This is a genomic window from Terricaulis silvestris (assembly GCF_009792355.1).
GTDB lineage: Bacteria > Pseudomonadota > Alphaproteobacteria > Caulobacterales > Aquidulcibacteraceae > Vitreimonas > Vitreimonas silvestris.
Genome location: NZ_CP047045.1, coordinates 1,715,901 through 1,733,161 on the forward strand (window position 1 = coordinate 1,715,901; position 17,261 = coordinate 1,733,161).

13 protein-coding genes are annotated in these 17,261 nt (G+C 59.6%); 8 read left to right on the forward strand and 5 right to left on the reverse strand.

From position 1 onward, the window contains the following. Positions 1-58: 58 nt before the first annotated feature. Genes DSM104635_RS08695 through DSM104635_RS08705 form a run of 3 tightly spaced genes read right to left on the reverse strand, consistent with a single transcriptional unit; the run spans position 59 to position 3,184 of the window. A complete protein-coding gene (locus DSM104635_RS08695; protein WP_158765823.1) occupies positions 59-928 on the reverse strand; it encodes an SMP-30/gluconolactonase/LRE family protein in 870 nt (289 codons plus the stop codon). Then, positions 925-2,346, reverse strand: a complete 1,422-nt coding sequence (locus DSM104635_RS08700; protein ID WP_158765824.1) for an FAD-binding oxidoreductase — start codon at positions 2,344-2,346, stop codon at positions 925-927. The genes DSM104635_RS08695 and DSM104635_RS08700 overlap by 4 nt, the downstream gene beginning before the upstream one ends. Next, positions 2,333-3,184, reverse strand: a complete 852-nt coding sequence (locus DSM104635_RS08705) for a fumarylacetoacetate hydrolase family protein (protein WP_158765825.1) — start codon at positions 3,182-3,184, stop codon at positions 2,333-2,335. Before DSM104635_RS08705 ends, DSM104635_RS08700 begins: the two co-directional genes overlap by 14 nt. Positions 3,185-3,283: 99 nt before the next feature. Between DSM104635_RS08705 and DSM104635_RS08710 the strand changes: the two genes are divergently transcribed. After that, the gene (locus DSM104635_RS08710; protein WP_158765826.1) at positions 3,284-5,095 is read left to right on the forward strand and encodes a beta-L-arabinofuranosidase domain-containing protein; all 1,812 of its coding nucleotides are present in this window, start codon (positions 3,284-3,286) and stop codon (positions 5,093-5,095) included. Between the two features lie 195 nt (positions 5,096-5,290). Here DSM104635_RS08710 and DSM104635_RS08715 read toward each other — a convergent pair whose 3' ends face one another. Together DSM104635_RS08715 and DSM104635_RS08720 are read right to left on the reverse strand one after the other, a co-directional pair. Continuing rightward, positions 5,291-6,211, reverse strand: coding sequence for an SMP-30/gluconolactonase/LRE family protein (locus DSM104635_RS08715; RefSeq protein ID WP_158765827.1), 921 nt, complete (start codon positions 6,209-6,211; stop codon positions 5,291-5,293). 34 nt (positions 6,212-6,245) lie between these two features. After that, positions 6,246-7,580, reverse strand: a complete 1,335-nt coding sequence (locus DSM104635_RS08720) for an alpha-hydroxy acid oxidase (RefSeq protein WP_323368355.1) — start codon at positions 7,578-7,580, stop codon at positions 6,246-6,248. 40 nt (positions 7,581-7,620) lie between these two features. On the opposite strand from DSM104635_RS08720, the gene DSM104635_RS08725 reads away from it, so the two are divergent. The 7 genes from DSM104635_RS08725 to DSM104635_RS08755 all read left to right on the forward strand — a co-directional run bounded on the left by DSM104635_RS08725 (position 7,621) and on the right by DSM104635_RS08755 (position 17,220). Further along, complete coding sequence (locus DSM104635_RS08725) at positions 7,621-8,535, forward strand: LysR substrate-binding domain-containing protein (RefSeq protein WP_158765829.1); 915 nt, start codon at positions 7,621-7,623, stop codon at positions 8,533-8,535. A 191-nt stretch (positions 8,536-8,726) separates the two neighbouring features. After that, positions 8,727-10,961, forward strand: a complete 2,235-nt coding sequence (locus tag DSM104635_RS08730) for a TonB-dependent receptor (RefSeq protein ID WP_158765830.1) — start codon at positions 8,727-8,729, stop codon at positions 10,959-10,961. Positions 10,962-11,056: 95 nt separating this feature from the next. After that, complete coding sequence (locus DSM104635_RS08735; RefSeq protein ID WP_158765831.1) at positions 11,057-12,418, forward strand: spinster family MFS transporter; 1,362 nt, start codon at positions 11,057-11,059, stop codon at positions 12,416-12,418. Beyond that, positions 12,415-13,176: an HpcH/HpaI aldolase family protein gene (locus DSM104635_RS08740; RefSeq protein WP_158765832.1), complete on the forward strand. Its 762-nt coding sequence runs from the start codon at positions 12,415-12,417 to the stop codon at positions 13,174-13,176. Before DSM104635_RS08735 ends, DSM104635_RS08740 begins: the two co-directional genes overlap by 4 nt. A gap of 30 nt (positions 13,177-13,206) precedes the next feature. After that, entirely contained in the window at positions 13,207-14,460 is a 1,254-nt protein-coding gene (locus DSM104635_RS08745; RefSeq protein ID WP_228445985.1) for a glycoside hydrolase family 183 protein, read from the forward strand. A gap of 231 nt (positions 14,461-14,691) precedes the next feature. Beyond that, positions 14,692-15,987: an MFS transporter gene (locus DSM104635_RS08750; RefSeq protein WP_158765833.1), complete on the forward strand. Its 1,296-nt coding sequence runs from the start codon at positions 14,692-14,694 to the stop codon at positions 15,985-15,987. 102 nt (positions 15,988-16,089) lie between these two features. Next, on the forward strand, positions 16,090-17,220 hold the full coding sequence (locus DSM104635_RS08755) for an SMP-30/gluconolactonase/LRE family protein (protein ID WP_158765834.1): 1,131 nt from the start codon (positions 16,090-16,092) through the stop codon (positions 17,218-17,220). Positions 17,221-17,261: the final 41 nt, after the last annotated feature.

Sequence of the window (17,261 nt, forward strand, 5' to 3'; positions counted from 1 at the left end):
CCAACACGGCCGCTTGTTTCTTCACATCGCACGCCAGTCGTGGCGTCCGTTTGCAGGCTCATGCATTGACTTCGCCCTGCACCCGTCCGGGCTTCTCAACTTCGAAAGCGAAGAGCCCGCCCGCGAGGGGCTGGGCTTGCTTGTCGTCCGCTGAGAAGTCTAGTTGCGCGGTGGTGACATAAAGCGTCTTCAAATCCTTGCCGCCGAAGGCGGGCTTCGTCACTTGCGCGCAGGGCAATGCAATTTGGTCAATGCGTTCGCCGGCGGGGGAAATTAAGTCCAGCCGCCAGCCATTGAAGAGCGCTACCCAGATTTCTCCTCGCTCGTTCATCGCCATGCCATCTGGAAAGACGTTGGGCTCGAATTGAACGAATACGCGCTTAGCTGAAAGATCGCCCTCAGCGTTCACATCGAACGCATAAATCGCGCCTTCCACGGAATTGCAGTGATAGAGCGTTCGCCCGTCTGGGCTGATCACGGGACCATTTGTGACGACATAGCCGCTGTCACAGGTAACGATGCTGCTTTCTCGTCCATTCCACCGAAACAGTTTACCCGTCGCCATGGTGTTGGATTCGTTCAACGTGCCAAACCAGAGTTGGCCCTTGGTATCGGCATAACCGTCATTGATGCGGTCGCCGGGCGGGTGGTTGGGGATCGAGGCCCGGGTCGTCACCGCGTTTGTGTCGGGATCCCAAACGGCGAGCTTGTTGCCCATCCCAATCACGAACCCGCCTCCGCGTCGCGGCAGCACGAAGCCGGGCGGTCCGGGCGTCACCCAAGACGTTCGCCCGTCAGTGGCGGGCTTATAGCGGTGGATGGCGTGGCCTTTGATGTCGACGAAATAGAGCGCTTGTTCCCGCTCGATCCACACAGGGCCTTCGCCAAGGTGGCAGCGCGCCTGCCATACGCATTGGGGCGTGGTCATGGGCGTGCTCCGCCGTCGACAAAAATCTTGCCCGGATTGAGAATGTTGGCGGGATCGAGTGCTGCCTTGATGGTGCGCATCAGAGTGACATTAGTCTCGCCGCGCTCGGCGATCAGTTTGTCGCGTTTGCCAATGCCGATGCCATGTTCGCCGGTGCAGGTGCCGCCGGCTTCGATCGCGCGCGATATCATGCGCTCATTGATGCGAGAAGCGCGCGCCATATGGGTCGGGTTTTGCGGGTCGATCGCGAACATGACGTGGTAATTGCCGTCACCGACGTGGCCGACAATGGTGGCAAGCGCGCCTTCCGCTTCAATATCCGCGCGCGTCTTCAAGATGCTGTCGGCAAGAGCCGCAATCGGCACGCAAACGTCGGTGGTCCAGACGACGGCGCCTGGCAGCAACGCCTTTGCCGCGAAATAGGCGTCATGGCGGGCCTTCCAAAGCCGTGAGCGTTCTTCTGGCGTGCGGGCGATGATGAGCGCGCCGCCGCGATGGCCAGCGGCGATGTCAGCGAATTGCAAGGCTTGCTCTTCAACCCCTGCAGGCGAGCCGTGAAATTCGAGCAGGAGCGTGGGTTGTTCGACGAGCCTAAGCTTCGAAAACGCGTTCGACGCACGCACCTGAGTTTCGTCGAGCAATTCAATGCGCGCGACACCCAGACCCAATTGAATGGTCTCAATGACGGCTGAGACCGCGCCATCCAGGTCCTTGAAGACGCAGGTGGCTGAGAGGATTTTCTCCGGTATGCCATAAAGGCGAAGCGTGACCTCGGTGATGACGCCAAGCGTTCCTTCGGACCCAACGAAGAGCCCGGTCAAATCGTATCCCGCTGACGACTTTGCTGCTCGAACGCCTGTCTCAATGACGGCGCCGTTGGCCAGCACGACTTTCGCCGTCAGCACATTGTCGCGCATGGTCCCGTAGCGCACCGCGTTCGTGCCCGACGCGCGCGTCGCTGTCATGCCGCCCAAGGTGGCGTTAGCGCCAGGATCGATCGGAAAGAAGAGGCCAAGGTCGCGCAAATGATGGTTGAGCTGCTCGCGGGTGACGCCGGCCTGCACGGTGGCCAACAGGTTTTCGGCGCTTACGTCCAGAATCGCGTTCATGCGCGTTAGGTCGAGCGAGACGCCGCCGTGGATGGCTGACAAATGGCCTTCGAGCGAAGTGCCTGCGCCATGCGCTATAACCGGTAGGTCATTGTCAGCGCACCAGCGGATGGCGTCAGCGACGTCTTCATTGCTCTCCGCGTAGATCACAGCATCGGGCGCAAGCGAGGCGTGATGGCCTTCGAGCCCGCTATGTTGCGAGACGATAGCGTGGGCTGTGGAAAGGCGTTCGCCAAAGCGTTCGCGCAGCGCGTTGAGCGCTGCGTCGCCGGCGTCATCGAATTCGCGCCTAATCTTAGGCTCGCTCATAAGCTTTGACCGTTTGGCGTTGTTCGCCGAGGCCGCTAATGCCCAAGCTCATGGTGTCGCCGGCCTTCAAGAATGTTGGAGGTTTGCGCCCCATGCCTACTCCAGGCGGGGTGCCCGTGGTAATGACGTCCCCGGGCATCAGCGTCATGAACCGCGACACGTAGGCTACGATCTCAGCGCACGAGAAGATCATCGTCGACGTGTTGCCGCGTTGGGCGGGCGCGCCGTTCAGATCCAGCCAAAGGTCGAGATTTTGCGGGTCGCCGATTTCGTCGCGCGTCACAAGCCAGGGGCCTAGCGGCCCAAAGGTGTCGCAGCCCTTGCCTTTATCCCAAGTCCCGCCGCGCTCATTTTGAAAGGCGCGTTCGGACACATCGTTGACGACGAGATAACCGGCGACATGATCGAGCGCTTTGCCTTCGCTCACATAGCTTGCGCGTTCGCCGATGACGATCCCAAGTTCGACTTCCCAATCTGTTTTTTGCGATTCAAGCGGAAGCATGACATCGTCGTTCGGTCCTACGATGCAGGAGGGCGCCTTCATGAAGACGACCGGCTCGGTCGGAATGGGGAGGCCCGATTCTTCGGCGTGGTCGCGATAATTGAGCCCGATGGCTATGAACTTGCTGGGCGTAGGTACGGGTGGTCCGAGCTGCGGAGAGTCAGTGACGATCGGCAATGTCTCCGCGTTGAACGATGAGGCGCGGGAGAGGGTGCGAAGATCGAACCCGCCTTGCAGCGAGGCCTGAATGTCTGCGGGCAGGGTGCGAAGCCCGCCCGCATCGTCCACGGAGGCAAAATTTAAGCGGCCAGATGTGCGATACGTTGCGAGCTTCACGCCTTTTCCCCACTTCAGAAATGATATCTGAGATGGTAGATGTTTCGTCAGCGTGCATCAAGCCGTCTGTCGCGGCTATGTTCGCATAGGATTTGGATATTGGACCGTCCCACAAGCGTGCCGATTATCTCAGAAGTACCCGCCGTGAGGTTATTCGTGCTGCAAAGGCTCCCAGTTCGCGCCGTGAGCTTGAGCGGCGAGTTTGGGCGTCGGATCGACGCCATCATCAATCAAAACATCCTGGCTCTGAACTTGGACGAGGTGTTCCTCGCGCCTTTTCGTGACCGTGGGGACAAAGGCTATATCGGCTTTGGCAAATTCATCGACGCTGTCTGTCACCTGGCAGCAACGACAAATGATCCTCGCCTTGTCGAGTTGAAGCGGAGAGCGGTCGACGGTTTGATCGCGACCCAAGAACCGGACGGCTATATCGGCATCATCAAGGAGCCGGCGCAGCGCGTGCAAAGCCTGTGGGACCTCCACGAGGGCGCTTATCTCATCTGGGGGCTGCTCTCTGATTACATTCTCTACGAAAATGCCGCGGCGCTCGACACCGCAACGCGGCTCGCTGATTTCCTCATAGACCAGATCTCCGACCCTTCTGTCGTGATCGACAGCCGAGATGGTCTTCTCGGTTTTGAAATTGCGGCGCTGGGGTTGGATCGCGCCTTGATCCGGCTATTCAAACTGACCGGTGACGAGAAGTATCTGGACTTCGCAAAACGCAGCTACGAAACGGGTGCGCGCGAGATAGCGGTGCAGCACGACCTTCGCGATTGTAACGGCCACGCTTACACGTTTCTCTCAAATAGACTTGCCGAATTGGATCTGTTCGAACTTTCGCACGACGCAAGACTTCTTTCGAACTCTTACAGCCTCATCGAGTTTTTGACGAAGCAAGACGGCCTTCTCGTTACGGGCTCGTGCAGCCTCTGGGAGAGCTTCCACAACACGCAAGTTGGCGTCGGCAACGTCAGCGAAACCTGCGCCGGCACATATGTCGCGCGCTTCATGGACGCGATGGTCCGCATAGCCGGCGACAGTCTCTACGGAGACATCCTCGAGCGCGACATTTACAACGCACTTTTCGCCGCAACCACGCCGGATGGACGATTCAGTCGATACCACACTCCGTTCGAAGGAGAACGTTGTCTAGATCCGCACGCTCCGCGGTTTTGCTGCGCCAACAACAATAAGCGATTTTTGGCCGATTTGAGCAGCTGGATTTACTATCTCGATCCCGATGAAAAGACGGTGGTCGTGAATTTGTACTCGGCCTCACGGGCGAAAATAGAACTCGACGGCGTAAGCCTCGTCGTCGAGCAAGATACTGCATATCCGCGCAATGGAGACGTTCGCATCAAGGTCGATCCTTCGACCGAAGTAGAGTTCACGTTGAAGCTGCGCATCCCGCGATGGTGCAAAAGCGCAAGTTTTTCCATTAACGGCGGCGCAGCAACCGAAGCGGCCAGCGGCGCTTTCCACGCAATCAAACGCGTTTGGAAAACTGGCGATACGATTGAGCTCAGACTGCCAATGGCCATTCGTTTTGTCCGCGGTCGCCGCGCTCAATTCGGACGCGTAGCCGTGATGCGAGGGCCGGTGATCTATACCTATAACCCCGAGCAAAACACGATCGCGGAGCAACTCCCGAATTTTGACATCCGCGCCGCGGCTATTAATCCAGACGAGGCCGAGATGCAGATTGCGTCGCGTGATCTATCCGGCGCGACTGCGTGCAACATTGCGGCTTGGCCGCCATCGCCAATCATCAATCCTTATCCTCAAGTCCCGCAGACCACGCTCACACTGACCGAATATCCAGACCCCGGCGGGCGAGCCATCTACTTTCTCGTTCCCAATCTATCCTCCTCCGCACTGGTCGACGATGAGCTGATCTCGGCGCGTTAGCAGCCGTTATCACGGGAAGTGGCAAACAACATTTTGCAATGGTGCGCGCGCTCGATCGGATCGACCGCCTCGAAAGGTCGTATCGGATTTGGCCAGACGAGGTGCGCGAGACGGGATTCCAAGCTTCATGTTGGGAATGCGGGTCGTCTTTCTTGGCCCCACGTGCAAAGCCCTACCTCAGTCACTTCGAACGCATTAGCGATCGTCCCGCGCCGCGTGGGAGAACATTGCAAGCCCAGGGGCCGGCAAATCCGCCGTTTGAATGGTCCCGCTTTCAGATTCTGTGATGAAGAGGCGCCTGCCGTCTGGTCCGCCGAAAGCGATATTGGTCCCAAGCTTGCCGCGGCACATATTGATCCGCAGTTGCGGTTGTCCGATTGCATCAAACAGCCAGACCGCTCCCATCATCGGGTGAGCGACCGCAAGTCCGCCGTCGCGATCGATGGCCAAGCCGTCAGGGCCTCCGCCGCCTGAGAGCTGGATATAGGTTTGCACGCGCACAGCGCGTCCATCGATGAGGGTGGCGCGGATGACGCTGTTAGCGCGCGTCAACGCCACAAAGAGTTCGCGTCCCTCCGCGTCGAGCGCGATGCCGTTGGGACTGGGTAATTCGTCGAGTACGACCTCCAGTTTGCCGCTAGGCTTCAGCCGCAACACACGCCCCGTGCGCTGGGCAAGGTCGGACATGCCTTGGTCAGTGAAATAGAGATCGCCATTGGGCGCAAATACGAGATCATTGGGCCCCCTGAACCGCTCAACGTCCAACTGATCTGCGATCACCTCCATTTTTGTCGCGTCGCGGTCGATGACGAGAATGCCGAGCCTTCGATCGGCGACGAAGATCCGGCCATCGGCGTGAATCTTCAGTCCGTTTGGCGAACCGTCATAGGCGATGACAGTGTCAAAATGGCCGGATGCGTCGACGCGAAAAATTCGTCCGTGCGCCAGGTCCACGCAAAAGAGATTGCCGTCGCGATCGAAGGAGGGGCCTTCAAGGAATGAGTCGATTGGACGTCCCAATAGGCGCGACATCGTTGTGGTTGCCTCGGCGCGCCGCAAGGTCTTGGGCAAGCTCGCAAAAATGCTGGTCTCAACGGCTGGCGGCGGTGCAAACATTCAATCGCCTTTCGCGCGCCGTTGGAGTTCAGGTTTAGATTCGAGCACGGCGCTGCAATCCTTCCGGCGAAGGTTCTGCGAGGCGGACGGCTGAATCAGATTTCGGCTGGCGTGGCATGCGCCATTCGGCAGGACTTTGGACGAAATCGGACCCAAGCTCGTCCAGGCTAGCGCAGCCGAGGCCTGCGAGACTTCTCGTCAAATCTTCTTGCAACAAAGTGAGCAGCCGGGCGACCCCCGCGGGGCCAGACGCCAAACCATACAGATATGGCCGACCGATCAGGACGGCGCGTGCGCCAAGCGCCAGTGCCTTGAGCACGTCGGTTCCGCGGCGAACGCCGCCATCCAGCATGACGACCGCCGCGTCCCCGACCGCGTCAACGATTTCGGGCAGGGCGCGCAAACTGGGCGCGACGCCGTCCAGGCCGCGCCCGCCATGATTGGACACGATGATGCCTTGCGCGCCGCACGTGACCGCAAGTTCTGCATCTGCCGCCGTCAGCACGCCTTTGACGACGATAGAGCCGGGCCAGGCCTCGCGGAGCCAGCCAAAATCATCCCAATTGAAATACGACGTGCTCTGCTTGCCCAAAGTGGCGATGTCGCTTGCGTTCATGCTGCGGCCATCGGGGAGTCGCGCGTTGGGGACAGCGCGGCGGCCGCCTTCGCTCAAGAACCGCAACACCCAACCCGGGCGCGCCAGCATTTGCGGCAAATAGGGCGCGCCTTCAATCCAGTCGTGATCAAGCAGGACGTCAAGGCCGTTACGGACATCGCGTTCAAGCAGTGCGCGCGTATTGTCGATGGTGACAACGAGAACGCGGAAGCCTGCGTCCCAAGCCCGCTTCAGCGCGGGCTCCAAGACGTCGCGGCCGCCATATTTGTAGACTTGATACCAGAGTACGCCGTCACTTACGGCGGCGACGTCCTCGCTCGCGGTGCCGCCGAGGTGCGGGACCACATAGCCAACGCCGGCGCGCGCCGCTTCACGCGCCACCACGCGCTCGCCATCCGGATAGACCACGCGTGTCGATCCACATGGCGCAAGCAGGATCGGGGATAGCAAACGATCGCCAAAGAGTTCGATGCTGGTGTCGATGCTGGCAGGCGGATTGGCCTGACGCGGGCGAAGCATGACCGCTTCGAACGCGCTCCGATTTGCGCGCAGCGTCGTCTCATCGCCGGCGCCGCCGTCGATTGAGTCGAACACAACTTGAGGGAGCCTTCGGCGTGCGAGCGCGCGTAGATCATCTACGCTGCTCGCCCGGCGCAGCGCCCAACCCCACCTCGTCAAGGCATCCTCCCGTGCGCCGACGATTAATGTTGGCGTAGCGACGATACGGTGGACGCCAGTCCATATCCAGTCCAATATCCGATGGCTATAGTTTAATATCTAAGGGTTATGGAGCATGGAGCTTCGCCACTTACGCTATTTCGCCGCCCTGGCCGAGGAATTGAGCTTTACCCGCGCCGCTGCGCGGCTGCGGATCGCGCAACCGGCGCTCAGCGTCCAGATCAGAAAACTCGAGATCGAGGTGGGCGCCGAATTGGTTTCGCGGGAGGGGCGAAGCGTAACCTTGACCGAGGCGGGCAAGGTGTTTTTAGAGCAGGCGCGGCAAATGCTGGCGCAGGCAAGTCATAGCGTCGCCTTGGCGCGTCGCGCCGCCAACGGCGAATTGGGCAATCTCTCAATTGGATATGCAACGGCGGCCGAATTTCGTGTTTTTCCGCGCGTGTTGCCGGCGTTCTTGGCGCGGCGTCCCGGTGTTCACGTCGCCTTCAAAGCGCTCAAAGTGGTCGAGCAAATCGAGGCGCTCCGGCGCGACGAGCTCGATGTCAGCCTGGTCTGGCTGCCTATCCCAAGTGATGAGTTTGACGTGCAGCCGCTCACCCAAGAGCCTTTGATGGTGGCGGTGCCCGCAGAACATCGGCTGGCCAAATCGGCTGTTGTGGCCATACGCGACCTATCACGCGAGCCGCTCATTTTGTTTGCGCGCGCACAAGACCCAGAAACCTATCACCAGATTGAACAACTCTTCCTCAATGAGGGCGCCACCATGAACGTGGCGCACGAACTAGAGACATTGCTCTCCGCGATCAATTTCGTCGCTATGGGCGCGGGCTGCGCGCTCTTACCGGATTATGCCCGGGGCAATCCAAAGGCGGGCGTTGTCTATAAGGCGTTGAAGCCAACTTTCTCCAAGACGCTCGCGATCGCCAAAAAAAAGCGCGGTTCGCAGCTTGCCGAGGCATTCTACCGCTTCGCCATCGACGAGCTTGCGCCCACCTCTAAGGCCCGCGCGAAGAGCAAGGATGCAGGCTGACAGCTCATATCTTTGAATTATGCCAAAATAGCCAATCGCTATTGGACGGGTTATTACAAGCAGGTGAATGTTCCCCGTCGCGCTACGTAAGGGATTGCGCAGAGGCGACGGGTTGGCGCGTTCGCAGATATTCGGCGCGCCTGCCCCAACACGCGAGGCCATGCAGTTTCGCGCACCAAGGGGGAGGAATTATGAAGTCGCGAGCGTTCGATACCAGAAGTGTGTTCAGCCGCAACCGCACGGCGCGCGCAGCGCTGCTTGCTGGCGCCGCACTGTTCTTGCCCGGCGTCGCGCTGGCTCAAGAGGAGCCGCAGGACGACGACTCCCGCGTTGAAGAGATCGTCGTAACCGCACAGCGTTACGAACAGAATCTCCAAGACGTGCCGATTTCAGTCAGCGTATTTAGTGGCGACGACATCGAAGAACGCTCGACCGAGGGTTTGCAAGCGTTTTCTCAGTTCGTTCCGAACTTGCAGTTCTCGAATGCACCATCGTCCGGGGCGAGCGGTAACGTCATCTACTTGCGCGGCGTGGGCAACAACGACAGCGGTGTAGAGTTCAGTCCAGGCGTCGGTGTGTATGTTGACGGCGTCTATATCGGCGTTATGCGCGGTCTCGATCTCGACCTCGTTGGCGCAGAACGAATGGAGGTGTTGCGCGGTCCGCAGGGCACTTTGTTTGGGCGCAACACGACGGGCGGTGCGATCAACATTGTTTCGCGGCGGCCGAGTGACGAGTTTGAAGGTGACTTCTCGCTCACCGCAGGCAGCTTTGATCGGCTGGATGCGCGAGCCAACCTCAACATTCCGATCATTCCCGGCGAGTTCGCCGCGAGAGTGGGTATCGCCTCTCGGAATCAGTCGGGTTACGGGCAGAGCTTGGACCTAACCACTGGCGACACTATTGCGGAACTCGGAGACGTAGAGGCGACGTCGGGCCGCGTGCAATTCTTGGTGACGCCGACGGACGATCTTGAATTCCAAATCTCGGTGGACGCTACGCGTTCGCGCGGTGGAGTGCCTCCATATCATATCATTGCTATGAATCCGGGAGCGTTTTTCGCGTCTCCTGGTCTGAACCCCGCCTACATCTCGAATGATCCGTTGACGAACTATTCTAACGGTCCGAACACAAATGATCTTGATTCCTTTGGCGCAAGTCTCGTTGCGACTTTGGACCTCAACGAGCATTGGACTCTCAGGTCCATTAGCAGCCACCGCGAGGTGCAAACACGCTATGAGATCGATGTCGACGGCACGCCCTGGCAGATTTTGCATTCGTGGCAAGAGACCGAGCAATCGCAGAGTTCACAAGAGTTTCTGCTGACGGGGGAGTCCTTTGACGAGCGATTGCACACGGTGTTGGGCGTCTTCTATTACAAGGATGAAGCATTCAGTTTACGTCCATCGGCAAGCACTGCGAATCCCGGAGCGACCGTAACACCCGGATCGCCGACGGCGCCAAACTGGAATCCTGCAGGTGGGCAAGTTGGCGAGAACGTCTCGCGCGCTGTTTACGGCCAGGGCACATTCGCACTCACCGACCAATTGAGTGTTACAGGCGGGCTTCGCTATACCGAAGACGAGGTGACGGCTGCTGGTCCGTTTCACGCAGCTGATACCTTTAGTTGGGACGCTCTAACCGGCCGGGCGGGTCTGGAGTATCGGTGGAACGATGACGTCATGACTTATGTCTCGGCCGCGAGAGGCTATAAGAGCGGCGGGGTAAATTCGATTGGTTCGGGTCTTGCGTTCGCACCATTTGATCCTGAGTTTTTATGGACCTACGAAGTTGGGCTGAAGTCGGAGTGGTTTGATAACCGTCTGCGGCTGAACGCGGCTTTGTTCCAGAGTGACTTTCAGGATATGCAGTTCCGGCAACGCATAGTTTTGAGCGACGGGACCTTCATAGCTGTAATCGGCAACGCGGCGGCTGCAGAAATTAGTGGCGCAGAGTTGGAGGTTGAAGCTGTCCCAGTTGAGGACCTCACACTCAACCTTTCAGTCGGTTACCTCGATGCCGCGTATAGTGAGGTCGATCCTCTGGTCACGGTGGCTACGGGGCTAACGGCGGACAAGCATCTGGTTGAAACGCCAGAATGGACGGCGTCAGCGGGGGCAGAGTATGCCTTTCACTTGAGCGAGGACTCTGAGCTGACAGCGCGGGTCGATTACAGTTATCGAACGGCGATTGAACATGAGATTACGAACAATCCGCTGCTGCGCCAACCGGCCTATGGCCTGCTCAACGCGCGGCTTACGTACAATTATGAGCCTGGTGGTTGGTCGTTAGCGATATTTGGCACGAATCTCACGGACGAAGAATACATCCTTAACGGCATTGATTTCCGGGCTGCCTTTGGTGTCGCCGTCTCACAATACGCGCGCCCAGCCGAGTGGGGTGTAACGTTGCGCAAATCGTTCTGAAACCAGTCGGGTTGAACGAGACTACGACGGGCGTCGCACTGGTAGAGGTATGGCCTCTGCGTGCGGCGCCTGAATGCGCGAGCAAGGCACGGGCAATGGGCGCTCAGGCGACGGTCAATGCGAGCCAAGGGTGGACGCAGACTTGGCCGCCAGCGCGTGCTGCGTGGTGGGCCGTCGCTGTGTTGACGACAGCCTACATTGTTTCGTTTGTCGATCGGCAGATTCTATCGTTGCTGATCGAACCTATCCGCGCCGATCTAGCCATCAGCGACACGCAAGTGAGTTTGCTGGGCGGCTTTGCATTCGCGCTACTTTATACCTTCGCTGGAATTCCCTTGGCCTGGGTCGGTGACCATCATAGCCGGCGCTGGCTCATTGCCGCTGGCGCGGCGTTTTGGAGTGTGATGACCGCGCTCTGTGGCTTGTCACAGACGTTTTGGCAAATGTTCTGGGCGCGCGTCGGCGTGGGCGTCGGCGAAGCGTCACTTACACCATCTGCCTATTCGTTGATGGGTGACTATTTTCCCCCCGATAAGCTGGGCCGTCCGATGGGTGTCTACATGGCGGGCGGCGCTGTTGGTTCAGGTGTCGCGCTCGTCGTGGGCGGAGCGGTGATCGCGGCGACAGCGACGCTCCCCAGCATCAGCGTGCCGCTCGTCGGCGCGCTCAAGCCATGGCAACTCGTGTTCGTAATTGTCGCTATCCCTGGCCTTGTCGTTGCGCTTCTGGCGCTGACGGTCAGAGAGCCCAAGCGGGTGCGCGAGCCTTTGCAACCAGCGCCCGCACAGCGCGAAGGGCGCAAGATCGGGCCGAACGCCGCCCGCTATCTTGGGCGCAACTGGCGGCTCTATCTTCCCTTGTTCGGCGGCTTTGCGCTCATCTCTTTGATGAAGAACGCGATCCTTATCTGGACGCCTACCATGTTTATGCGCGCGCATGGCTGGGATGCGAGTTCAATTGGATATTGGTACGGCGCTTTCTTGCTGACACTGGGGCCATTGGGCGCGATCGGCGGGGGATGGATCGCTGATCATTTGAGGGGGAGGGGGATTCGGGAAGGCGCGCTTTGGGTTGTCGTTGTCGCTACGTGCGCGAGCGCGCCAATTGCTGTGTCCATGCCCCTTGTTCAGTCGTCATCATTGGCGCTCGTGCTCCTGGCGTTGCTCACATTTGTGCTTTTCGTTGTCGGGTCCGTTACGCCGACGGCGTTTCAGCTTGCGACGCCCAATCAAATGCGCGCGCAGGTGTCCGCGGTGGCGCTCTTTGTCAACAATCTCCTGGGCATCGGCTTTGGTCCGACCTTAGTGGCCTTGATCACCGACTATGTCTTCGGCGCCGATAGCGCGCTGTCTTATTCGATCGCCATCGTCGCGCTTGTTTTTGCTCCACTCAGCGCGCTTGCTTTTTGGCTTGCGTTGAGTTGTTACCGCGCCGCGGCGCCGGGAGAAGCAACATGAGCCCTCCTTCGACGGCAAGCGCGCTTTCGCGCCTTCGCGCTGGCGGGCACGTCCATGGCGTGCTGCAGACAATGCCCAGCTCTGCGATCAGCGAGCTTGCGATCCTGGTTGGCTTTGATTTCGTCATCCTGGATTGCGAACACGGGCTTATTGATGCTGGAGCGCATCTCTCCTGCCTTCAGGTCATCTCTGCGACACCGGCGTTCTCGGCCGTGCGCGTGCGGCCGCATGACCTGCACGCCGTCGGTCGCTATCTCGACCTCGGCGCGGACGCCATTCTCATGCCGAATGTTCGTAATACGCAAGAAGCGAAGGCGTTTGTCGCTGCCGCGACGCATGGACCGCGCGGGACACGCTCTTCGACCGGGAGCGGGGCGCGCGCGTCACGCTATGGCTTAGGCGCGGAGGGCGAGCGCGCTGAACCATTGTTGCTTGCAATGATTGAGAGCCGCGAAGCGGTCAACGACATTGAAGCGATTGCGAACACGCTCGGCCTCGGTGGCTTCGTCATTGGCCCGCATGATTTGTCGTCGGATCTGGGATGCGAGAAAAGCACGCTGGCCTATTTGGAGGCCGTGACCGCAATCGAGGGCGCCGCCAAGCGCGCGCATCTTGTGCTGGGGACGGGCGCCTATGCCGGCGCCGGGCTCGATGCGCTCAAAGAACGAGGCTATCGTTTCATCCTGTCCAGTGTTGACGTGCTTGCGCTGCGCGATGGCCTTGGCGCGCACCTGGCCGCTGCTTGTGGGGTGTCGTGAAACCCAATGCAGAAAGCCAATATTCGACCCATGCCTAAGCATCAGCCACGAGACCCGATCCGTGTGCGGCGATTGATTTTTCGAGACGAGACGATCGTGCGCACCAATGTTGTGGGCGATTGTCTGCACATGAGCTGGACTGCCGATGATCGGCAATTGGCGGCGCTCTGCGATGGCTACGGCATCGCCGAAGATCCCAGGCACACATTCAACAGCCGCCTGCTTGAGATCAACGGGGGACCGGAAACACCAGTGTTTCAGGAAGTGGCGGGCTATCCTTTGCTCGAGCCCGCGACCGACGCGCCGCGCTATTACGGGTTCGGGACACTCGCGCTCGACGGCAAGGTATTTCAGTTCTTGAATACGTTAAACAACCAGTTCGTGGGCGGTTCGGGCGACACCGCGGCGGGTACTGGTTTTGTCGGCGCCAAGCTCATCTATTCGCCGGACAATGGACGAACCTGGTGCAATCAAGACGGTTCGTCGCCGGTGCATTGGGAGCGCTGGGAGGAGCGCAATCGCGATACGATGGCATTCTTCAACGAACCCCAGGATGCCTTCTGTCTCCTCAGTATCCTTCAGATGGGACGCAACTACGAAGCTAATCGCGATGGGTACATTTACGTTTACGGGCCTAACGGCAATCTCGAAGGAACGATGAATGAGCTCGTGATGTTCAGAGTGGAGCGCGACCGTCTGCTTGATCGTTCAGCGTATGAATATTGCACCGGCGTGGATAGCGAGGGCGCGGCCAGCTGGGCGAGCGAATTCGACGCGCGTAAGCCGGTACATCGCTTTCCTAGCGGATGGGTGAACACGAAAAAGTTCGCGCATGCCTGGCAACCGAGCCTTGCTTACAATGAGCCCCTCGGCCTCTACATGATGGCCAATTACGGCATCGGCTCGGCCCCCGACGGCAACTGGTTTGGCAAGCCCAGCTATTTCGGCTTCTGGACCGCTCCCAATCCGTGGGGGCCCTGGACGCAAGTCCATGAGGAAAAGGCCTGGGCGCCAGGCGGCGACACGAAGGCGCGAGGCTACCAGCCGCAAATCGCGCCCAAATGGATCGCGGCCGACGGCAAGTCATTCTGGCTGGTCTGGGGCGATTTCCAGGGCGTCACCGACATACCGGCCGACGACGCGAATCGTCTGCTTGAGATGAGGCGCGCCAGCGACATGGTAGGTGCGACCAAGTTCGGCGCCGAAGTGATTGCCCGCTACATGCCGCACTATTCGTTCAATGCGCAACGCGTCGACCTCGAACTCGAACTCGAACTCGGCTGAAGCGGATGACGTCACACTTCCGCACGCCCAGAGTGTTCGCCAGCGAAAGCCCAGCTCATGCGCGCCGCGTCTGGAGCGATGACGGGTGCGCGATCACCACTGTCACCATTGGCGCGCCTTATGAAGCAAACGGGCGTCGTGGGTATCTGGTCGGGAGCATTTCTGACCGCCACATGCTTGCCTGCGCGCCGAGGGATACTGATGATACGTAACTCAGAACATCAAGGCCGCATGCTCGAGGATCGCGTAATCCGCGCGATCACGTGGCGCGTCTTGCCGCTGGTCTGCCTCATCGTTTTCTTCAGCGCGCTCGACCGGAGCAACATCGCCTACGGCGCGGTGACGATGCTCCACGACCTTTCGATGACGAATACGGGTCTGGGTTGGGCCTCGGGGGCGTTCGCGCTGGGCTATGTCCTGTTCGGCGTCCCGAGCACGTTGATGTTTCAACGCATTGGCGCACGGCGCTGGCTAAGTCTGATCATGATTGTTTGGGGTGCGTTGTCGGCGGCGACGGCGTTTGTTTCGACCCCCCACGAGCTTGCAGTGGTGAGGTTCCTGTTAGGCGCTGCCGAGGCTGGGGCAAATCCCGGCCTCGTCATCTACATCGGCCGTTGGTTTCCCGAGAACGTACGCGGTCGCGCGTTTTCGATAATGTTTTTTGCAATGGGGCTTACGACGATCTTGGGCGGGCCCTTCGCCAGCGTGTTGATGTCTCTCGATGGTGTTGGCGGCTTTGCAGGATGGCAGTGGCTCTTTGTCGTCGAAGGACTGCCGACAATCATGCTCGCGCTCATCGTTCTGTTTGCGTTGCCCGACACACTTGAAGACACCAAGTGGATGGCAGCTCCCGAGAAGGATTGGCTCAGCGCTCAGGTTAAGTCGGGGGAGGAGCGTCAAAGCGACGGGTTGTGGAGCGCATTTAGCAATGCGCGTATTTGGCCGTTGCTGCTCATCAATGTCCTTGCGGGTTCAGCAATCGCAGGCACAACCGCGTTTACGCCGCTGGTCATTGGATCGATGGGGTTTGCGCCGACGCAGATCGGCTGGGTGAACACTGCGCCTGCGCTTCTTTCGGTGTGTTTCCTCCCGCTTTGGGGATACCTTACCGACAAACATCACGATCGCGCGCAGGTGGCGGCCGGGGCCTGTGTTGTGATGTGCATAGGGTTGATAGGGGTTTCGCTTCTTCTGCCTTCGCCATGGGCGCTTGTGCCGCTTGCTGTCTTGATGATTGGCATGTTGGGTTACTATTCCCCGTTCTGGACGCTGCCCACGACGTTTCTGCGCGGTTACGGCGCTGCGGCCGGTGTTTCACTCATCAATCTTGTCGGAACGCTCGGCGCCTTTTTCGGCCCCATTGTGATCGGGGCTCTGGCCGACCGGACACAATCTTATGCGGCGGGTCTCCTGGCCTGCGCCGGCATGGCAGGGGCCGGGGCGATACTCTTGCTCATGCAGAATGAGCGCCGGCGGCTGCGTCGATTAGAGAGCAAAGCGGCGCTAGAAGGGGCGGGCCGTGACTAACATGCCATGTGCGACCTGCGCCTCTGCAGGCGGCCTTCGGCAGAACCGAGGCCGGCCAGCGACGACACAGACACGGGGCGCACCAGATTGTGTGGAGCGTTCATGAACAAGGGCGTGATGACGCGGGGACGGCGCTTCCCGGCCTGGGTGTCTCGAATGCTATGGGGCGCGGTGGTGATTGGTCTCACTGCATTGCTCTCGCTCGGCGGTGTTGAAGTCTTCCTCGCCGCGAAATTCGGTCAGTTTGAGCACATACCTGCTGACACACGTTTTGCCTGCCAGCGCATCAGCGGCATGCCGCCGAGTGCGAAGGCCGCAGTGGATTGGGATTTACGCCGCGCGTTTTTACCTGCCGCGAACTTTTTCGATACGACCGCCGATCCTCGCCAGAATGGAATCTATCTTCTTGATCTCGAAACTCTCGTCGCGAGGAACGTGACGCCCGCCGACGTCACGATGAAGCCGTTGTCGGCGTCGCTCTATGTTGGACCCGATGGCAGTCGGCGCCTTTTTGTTCTTGATGTCACGGCCGATGGGCCTTTGGTTGTCATTTTCGATGTTGACGAAGCGGGGGGGCTCTCGCTTGTCGACCGCGTCGGAGGCCCTGAACTGTTCGCCGCCGACGACTTGGTCGCAGTGGGTCCCCGGCAATTCTACTATGTCAATTCTTCGCGGATGACGGGATTTGACTCGCCGCAAAATAGGTGGCGCATTCTGCTTGGCCTCGACGCCTCCGGCACCGTGTTGTTCTACGATGGCGCACAATTTCAGACGTTAGCCACGGAGGTGACATATCCAAATGGTGTTGCGATCTCACCCAACGGTGAAGAAGTCTACATTACGCAGACTTACCCAATGCGCGTTGCGATTTTTGACCGCGACGCAGCCACGAACGGGCTCACGTTCCGCGAGTACGTGCCGGTGCCCGGCGCCCCCGATAAGGTGTTCGTCGCGCCAGATGGCGCGGTGTTCGTGACGGCGCTGCCGCATATGCTGAGCAATTTAGAATACGTGCTCAAGCCAAACCAGCCGCGCGCGCCGGCGCAGATTGTAAGGCTCAACCCAGCTGGGGCCTCGCCACGCGTGGAACGGGTCTGGAGCGATGACGGACAGATGATCACGTCGGTGACGAGCGGCGCGCCCTATGCCCACACAAATGCGGGCTACAGCTTCCTGATTAGCGGCATTAGTGACGCTTACGCGATGGCGTGCGCGCCCGGCGAAGCGCACTGACGACGTCGCCCGGGTGGGGGCGCCAAAGCATGACGCGTAAA